The sequence below is a fragment of the Vibrio sp. 1751 genome (assembly GCF_033339895.1).
Lineage (GTDB): Bacteria > Pseudomonadota > Gammaproteobacteria > Enterobacterales > Vibrionaceae > Vibrio > Vibrio alginolyticus.
In genome coordinates, this window is record NZ_JAWOVM010000137.1 from 1 (window position 1) to 7,192 (window position 7,192).

5 protein-coding genes are annotated in these 7,192 nt (G+C 45.1%); 3 read left to right on the forward strand and 2 right to left on the reverse strand.

Annotation, left to right across the window (positions count from 1 at the left end):
* Nucleotides 1-387: 387 nt before the first annotated feature.
* On the reverse strand, nucleotides 388-1,095 hold the full coding sequence (gene ubiG / locus R7041_RS22085; protein WP_005376820.1) for a bifunctional 2-polyprenyl-6-hydroxyphenol methylase/3-demethylubiquinol 3-O-methyltransferase UbiG: 708 nt from the start codon (nucleotides 1,093-1,095) through the stop codon (nucleotides 388-390).
* Nucleotides 1,096-1,570: 475 nt separating this feature from the next.
* Here ubiG and gyrA point away from each other — a divergent pair, with 475 nt between their 5' ends.
* The 3 genes from gyrA to R7041_RS22100 all read left to right on the forward strand — a co-directional run bounded on the left by gyrA (nucleotide 1,571) and on the right by R7041_RS22100 (nucleotide 5,635).
* Nucleotides 1,571-4,291: a DNA topoisomerase (ATP-hydrolyzing) subunit A gene (gyrA, locus tag R7041_RS22090; RefSeq protein WP_005376821.1), complete on the forward strand. Its 2,721-nt coding sequence runs from the start codon at nucleotides 1,571-1,573 to the stop codon at nucleotides 4,289-4,291.
* A 123-nt stretch (nucleotides 4,292-4,414) separates the two neighbouring features.
* On the forward strand, nucleotides 4,415-5,038 hold the full coding sequence (locus R7041_RS22095) for a tetratricopeptide repeat protein (RefSeq protein ID WP_062730838.1): 624 nt from the start codon (nucleotides 4,415-4,417) through the stop codon (nucleotides 5,036-5,038).
* Nucleotides 5,039-5,080: 42 nt separating this feature from the next.
* Nucleotides 5,081-5,635, forward strand: a complete 555-nt coding sequence (locus R7041_RS22100; protein ID WP_062730518.1) for a hypothetical protein — start codon at nucleotides 5,081-5,083, stop codon at nucleotides 5,633-5,635.
* A gap of 105 nt (nucleotides 5,636-5,740) precedes the next feature.
* Here R7041_RS22100 and nrfA read toward each other — a convergent pair whose 3' ends face one another.
* Nucleotides 5,741-7,150, reverse strand: a complete 1,410-nt coding sequence (gene nrfA / locus R7041_RS22105; RefSeq protein ID WP_062730519.1) for an ammonia-forming nitrite reductase cytochrome c552 subunit — start codon at nucleotides 7,148-7,150, stop codon at nucleotides 5,741-5,743.
* Nucleotides 7,151-7,192 lie beyond the last annotated feature (42 nt).

Genomic DNA, 7,192 nt, shown 5'->3' on the forward strand with positions numbered 1-7,192 from the left:
TAAACACAACATATAGGGGTTCATTTGTTTGCGGGTTACAAGATAGTGCTATTACACTGATTTATCAAGGTACAGATCGGGGATGACTTGTGGATAACTGACAAAATGAAAAAAATCAGTAAGTGAACACTAACCGATGAGAAAAGGGCAGACTTGAATGGTTAAAAGTACGGTTTCGAGATCGGTTTAGAAATAACCGCATGCAAAAATATTTTCCTTGATCTTTGGCCGTTTTTATCTACGAAAAATGGCTTGGTCAAAATGGAATCTAGAGCACGAATTTTAGCCATAAAAAGACAAAAAAAGCGGCAACTTTATGCTACCGCTTCCGATTCATTTTCTTTAAAAAATGTCAATCACAAAACTCATTTTTTAACTTAATAGCGTTCAGTATTTTTTAGTATGAACGATGTAGTTTACATCTACATTACGACCGAGTTTGTAGCTATCATTTAGAGGGTTGTAATGAAGTCCAGTAATGCCCATTTCCGTCAGGTCAGTTTGGTCTATCATCTTCATCATTTCGGCTGGCTTGATAAACTTATCGTGCTCATGAGTGCCTTCAGGAACAATCTTAAGAAGCTTCTCAGCACCGACAATAGCAAATAAGTACGACTTAATGTTTCGGTTCAAAGTTGAGAAAAACACGTGACCACCGGGTTTGACTAGCGCAGCACAAGAGCGGATAACGGAGAGAGGATCTGGAACGTGTTCAAGCATCTCCATACAAGTCACGACATCGTAAGTTCCTGCGTTTTCTATAGCGTGGTCTTCTATTGTGCTCTGAATGTAGGTCAGTTGAGTGCCTGTTTCTAATGCATGTAGTCGCGCGACTTCTAATGGTTCTTTACCCATATCAAGCCCCGTCACAATAGCGCCTTCTTTTGCCATGCTTTCAGCAAGAATGCCACCACCACAGCCGACATCAAGTGCTCGCTTGCCAAACAAGCCATTTGCTTTTTCAAGTACATAGTTCAAACGAAGTGGGTTAATTTGATGAAGCGGCTTAAACTCGCCTTCTAAATCCCACCATCGAGAAGCCATGTCCTCGAATTTCTTAATTTCACTTGGGTCGACGTTTTGTGCTTTAGTCATAATTGGTTTTATTGCATTCAATCTGAGTCCTTTAGAGGGCGCCAGTATACTCCAACGTTTTACACCCAAACAACCTCGATGTGCTTAGTTAAGGGACAATGACAGAGTTCACTGGCGCGGCAATCGAGACAGGTGCCTGTAATTTGTAAAGCGCTAACTATTGTTTTTGCTTCATCCTTGAACTGGTGCCAGTGACAATAACTCTAAAACCTGCATTTTCGCGTTGTGTGGTTAAAGGAATTTACCTCGCTTTTCCGCGTAAAGGGTCCGATTTTGCTCAATATTGACCGAAATATAACCACTAATCAGAAAGATATGGGATGAGTGTGCAAATTCTCGACATTTGATTCATAACCAAGCTCACAACCTGATAAAAGGAGAGGGAAAGTGATGCCGAAGTGATGAATTGTGTGTTATATTTTTGCACCTTACACGTATCGTAATTACGATCAGATAATAGAGGGATAATGGCTCTATGAGCGATTTAGCTAAAGAGATCACGCCCGTAAACATTGAAGATGAGCTTAGAGGTTCATACCTAGACTATGCGATGTCAGTCATCGTGGGTCGTGCTCTTCCAGATGTGCGTGATGGCCTAAAACCAGTACACCGCCGCGTTTTATTCGCGATGAACGTACTAGGCAACGATTGGAACAAACCATATAAAAAATCAGCCCGTGTTGTCGGCGACGTAATCGGTAAATACCACCCACATGGTGATAGTGCTGTGTACGACACAATCGTACGTATGGCTCAGCCGTTCTCGCTTCGTTACATGCTGGTCGATGGTCAAGGTAACTTTGGCTCGATCGATGGCGACTCTGCTGCGGCAATGCGTTACACCGAAGTTCGAATGGCAAAAATTGCCCATGAACTATTGGCTGACCTAGACAAAGAAACCGTAGACTACGTACCAAACTACGACGGTACTGAGCAGATCCCAGCGGTTCTTCCAACTAAAATTCCAAACCTATTGGTTAACGGTGCTTCTGGTATCGCAGTAGGTATGGCAACCAACATCCCGCCTCATAACCTTGGCGAAGTGATTGATGGCTGTCTTGCATACATCAATAATGAAGAAATCACTATTGATGAACTAATGGATTACATTCCTGGTCCTGATTTCCCAACAGCGGCGCTTATCAGCGGTCGTAAAGGCATTGTAGACGCGTACAAAACAGGTCGTGGCAAAATCTACATGCGTTCGAAAGCGGACATCGAAGTGGAGAAGAATGGTAAAGAGACCATTATCGTCACTGAAATTCCTTACCAGGTGAACAAAGCTCGCTTGATCGAAAAGATCGCTGAGCTAGTTAAAGATAAGAAAGTAGAAGGCATCAGTGCACTGCGCGACGAGTCAGATAAAGACGGTATGCGCATTGTTATTGAGTGTAAGCGCGATGCTGTGGGCGAAGTAGTTCTAAACAACCTTTACGCTCAGACTCAGCTGCAAACCACTTTCGGTATCAACATGGTGGCCCTAAACAATGGCCAGCCACAGCTATTCAACCTAAAAGATATGCTGAAGTGCTTCGTTGATCACCGTCGTGAAGTTGTGACACGTCGTACTATCTTCGAACTGCGTAAAGCGCGTGAACGTGCTCATATCCTTGAAGGTTTAGCTCTAGCGCTTGCTAACATTGATGAAATCATTGAGCTTATCCGTAAGGCACCTACACCGGCTGAAGCAAAAGCGGGTCTTATCGCTCGTGGTTGGGATTTAGGCAACGTTTCAGCAATGCTAGAGCGTGCTGGTACAGATGCTGCGCGCCCTGAATGGCTAGAGCCTGAATATGGTATTCGTGATGGTCAGTACTTCCTGACTGAGCAACAAGCACAAGCTATCCTAGATCTACGTTTACATAAACTAACAGGTCTAGAACACGAGAAGATTCTTGGCGAATACAAAACACTTCTAGAAGAAATCGCTGAACTCATGCATATCCTTGCGAGCACTGAGCGTTTGATGGAAGTGATCCGTGAAGAACTTGAAGCTGTTCGTGACGGCTTTGGTGACGCTCGTCGTACAGAAATCACAGCTGCGAGCCATGATATTGACATGGAAGAGCTGATCGCACGTGAAGACGTTGTGGTTACTCTATCTCACGGTGGTTACGTTAAGTACCAAGTACTGAGCGACTACGAGTCACAGCGCCGTGGTGGTAAAGGTAAGAGTGCGACTAAGATGAAAGATGAAGACCATATCGAGCGTCTTCTAGTGGCGAATACCCACGATAACATCTTGTGTTTCTCTACTCGTGGTAAGACATACCGCCTGAAAGTTTACCAATTGCCTCTAGCGAGCCGTACTGCGCGTGGTAAGCCAATTGTGAACATCCTTCCATTAGAAGAAGGTGAGCGCATTACCGCGATTCTACGTGTTGATGAATTCTCTGAAGACAAATTCATCTTCATGGCAACAGGTGACGGTACGGTTAAGAAAACGCCGTTGAACCAGTTTGCAAATGTTCGTTCAAATGGCCTGATTGCAGTAAACCTACGTGAAGATGATTCGTTAATTGGTGTAGATATCACTAACGGCGAAAACGAAATCATGCTGTTCTCTAAAGCGGGTAAAGTGGTTCGCTTTAAAGAAGCAGAGGAGATTCCAGTACTTGATGAAAATGGTAAACCAGTTCTTGATGAGAATGGTCAGCCAGAGATCAAGTTTAAAGGTGTTCGTCCTATGGGTCGTACCGCCTCTGGTGTTCGTGGTATGAAACTGGCTGAAAATGACCAAGTTGTATCACTTATTGTTCCTTCGCACGAAGGCGACATCCTAACGGTTACAGAAAACGGTTATGGTAAACGTACAGCACTTAGCGAGTACCCGACAAAAGGTCGTGGCACTCAAGGTGTAGTTTCTATCAAAGTTTCTGAGCGAAATGGCCCGGTAGTTGGTGCTATCCAGGTTGTTGAAGGTGATGAAATGATGATGATCACCGACGCTGGCACGTTAGTACGTACTCGTGTGGGTGAAGTTAGCCAGGTTGGTCGTAACACACAAGGTGTAACGCTTATCCGTACTGCGGAAGATGAATCAGTTGTTGGTTTGCAACGTATTGAAGAAGTTGATGATGAAGAGCTGCCTGCTGATGAAGATGCAGAAGCGTTAGAGTCAACAGGCGAAAATACGCAGCAAGACGCTTCAGAAGCTCCAGCTGCTGATGATGCAGAGGAAGGTAACGAAGAGTAATTTTACATCGTTATCCTGATATGAAAAGCCGAGCCTTAGTTGCTCGGCTTTTTTGTATCTGTATCAACGCATTTAAAGTAAGAAATGCGTACACTGACGTTATCTTTGTTTATGGGACGTGTTATGTCTGTTTGGTTTTTCGCTGCCATCACTCTAATGGGGTTGTTTATCGTACTCTTATCACTGAGTGCATCAAAAGTTAAACCTGCTCAATGGTTTGGCTTTTGCCTGTTAGTACTTGTCGTGACGAGTGCCAGTTTCTTATTGCTGCATCAAACACCGCCTAAACCAATACACGCGGAAATGTCACGTATGATGACTGCTCGTGACATCATGCAAGAGATTCAGGACCAGCTACGAGAGGATCCGAACAACGCTGAATTGTGGTTCCAACTCGGGCAGGGCTACCTGCTAGAGGGGGAATTTGATGGCGCGCTGATTTGTTTTGATTACGCGATCCAACTGACTGAGCCAGTCAGTGCCACGCAACTTGCCGCAAAAGCGACGACCTTGTACTACATTCACCAGCAATCAATGACGCAAGAAGTTAGCTTGCTTTTGGAGCAAGCTTTGCAGATAGAGCCGCACAATGAAGCCGCTTTGTCTTTGATCGCAAATGATCATTTTCTGTCATTCCGATTTCAGGAAGCGATTGATGCCTGGGTACTATTATTAGATTCTGATGATCCAAATTTAGATAGGGTGCAAATCATTAACTCTATTAACAAAGCAAAAGAGCTGTTGTAAGCGTACAATTTAACAAGCAATAGAGGGAAAGGTGGGCAACGAATGAAAAATAAAGCACTAAGCATATTGGTTTTGCTGTGCGGCTCTGTGCTGGCGGGTTGTAGCTCTTCCGATCATTCTGGCTCTTCCTCTACGGTTTATTATTCATCGGGTTACTACGACCCGTGGTGGTACGATCATGACGACTACTGGATTTATTACTATCCGGGCTGTTGCGATAACGACGATGGATACAAAGAGAAACTGGAAGAGTGGTGGAATGGTTTAGATGAAGACCAACAGCAATCCATCAAAGACAAAGTCGAAGATTGGAAAGACGATGATATGTCCGCCAATATCGATAACATGAAACGCCAACTCGACGATCATTGGCAATCATTGCCTGACGAGCAAAAGCAAGAGATTAAAACCAAATGGGAGAATCGTCCGGAACGTATTGAGCCAGCGACTTTACAAGACAAAGCGGTAAAAGAAAAGGTTCAACAAAGAAAAGCATTACCGGAAACGAAGATCCAGCGTCCAGTTGCTCGTCCAAATGTGCAGATACCTAAAGCACGTCCAAATATTCAGCCTAGACCGAGGCTTCCTCGTCGCTAGTACATTCGATTTTCACTCTCGATAGAATCGAGGATGAAGAAATAAAGAAAAGGGGCGTTCAGTGCGCCCCTTTTTGTATCTATAAATTAACCTCTGCCAGTTAGACTAATACGTGGCTTCGCGTTCAGCCGCTGCTTTATCCCATTCTGGTGCCACAGTTTCTAGGAAGTGTTTCTTATCTGCGTTCATCTTATCCATATCCATGCCTAGTGCTTGTTGTGCTTTCGCTTTGGTCGAGATATCTGGAATTTGAACAGGGTGAGTAATGCCTTTGGTTGCCAGTAAACGAACCAATTTGGTACGGGCGTCAGCAGCGCGATCAACTGCAGTACCTAGTACTTCAAGTGCTATCTCAGGAGCATGCATGTGGACACCGTGAGAAGCAATCGCGTAGTCCCAACGCCATTGTGCATGGCGAATATCTTGTAGGATAGGTTCCATCTCTGCTTCTGTTGCACCTGCTTTCCACGCTGCGCCTGCTTCAAAGTGTGCCGCTACGATTTGCTTCTCGGCGGTTAGCTTCATGTTCAGTACTTGCGCTTTGCGAGTCGAGACGATGCCTTGTAGCTGCTCTTTAGTTTGGGTATGGCATTGCGCACAGGTGTCTTCAAAACGATCAAATGGGTTACCCACTTTGTGGTCTGTGTACACCGTACCGTCTTCTTTGGTCACTTTAGGCATGTGGCAGTCCACACACACCACTTTGTTTTTACCATGAATACCCGCTCTCCAAGTTTCGAAACCCGGGTGTTGTGCTTTTAGCATCGGCGCTTTAGATACGGCATGCGTCCAATCTTTGAAATTCAACGCGTCGTAGTATTTCTCCATGTCATTAACGGTGGTGCCCATATCCCATGGGAATTTAACCGCTTTAGTTGGGCCGGTGAAGTAGTATTCAACGTGACATTGAGCGCAGACCGATGCTTGCTTATCTAGGCGAGACTGTTCATCAAAGTTTTTACCAATAGTATCAAAAGCACGCTCGACGTATGGGCGAGTCAGTGCTAGCGCAGGTTCGCCTTTCTTGAAGGCTTCAGAGCCTGTGTTGTGGCAATCGGAACAACCGATAGGGTTGACGATTTCTGAGCCTAAGCGTGCCCATTTACCTTCGAAATAACCGTCTTCACCACGTTCATCAATCACGCGAGCAACGTCTGGGCTTTTACAGCTCCAGCACGCCATCGGCATAGGCCCGGACTTCTCGTCGGTTGGTGCGCCGGTACGTAAGGTTTGGCGAACATCATCAAGTGCGTAAAAGTGACCGCGCGCTTTGTTGTAGTCTTTCGCGAAGCCATAACCTGCCCACAGGATAACCATGTTTGGGTCTTCACTTAGAGCATCTTCAATGTGCTCACTTTCGGATGTTGCTTTCCAAGAATGGTATTGATCAGGGTGGTTCTGTTCAAAGACATCGTTACGAGGATCGATAAAATCCTTCTCTTCTGCCGCTAACGGAGCGTCAACCAAAAATAATTGGCTGGCGAATAAGGTCGCAACCGCAATAGGTGCGCTCATCCAGTGTTTTATGCTCACAGTGTTATCTCCATATTCGTTTTT

Coding starts and splice junctions, on each gene's coding strand:
- R7041_RS22100 (WP_062730518.1), top strand. CDS start 5,081: ATGAAAAATAAAGCACTAAGCATATTGGTTTTGCTGTGCGGCTCTGTG.
- nrfA (WP_062730519.1), bottom strand. CDS start 7,150: ATGAGCGCACCTATTGCGGTTGCGACCTTATTCGCCAGCCAATTATTT.
- gyrA (WP_005376821.1), top strand. CDS start 1,571: ATGAGCGATTTAGCTAAAGAGATCACGCCCGTAAACATTGAAGATGAG.
- R7041_RS22095 (WP_062730838.1), top strand. CDS start 4,415: ATGTCTGTTTGGTTTTTCGCTGCCATCACTCTAATGGGGTTGTTTATC.
- ubiG (WP_005376820.1), bottom strand. CDS start 1,095: ATGACTAAAGCACAAAACGTCGACCCAAGTGAAATTAAGAAATTCGAG.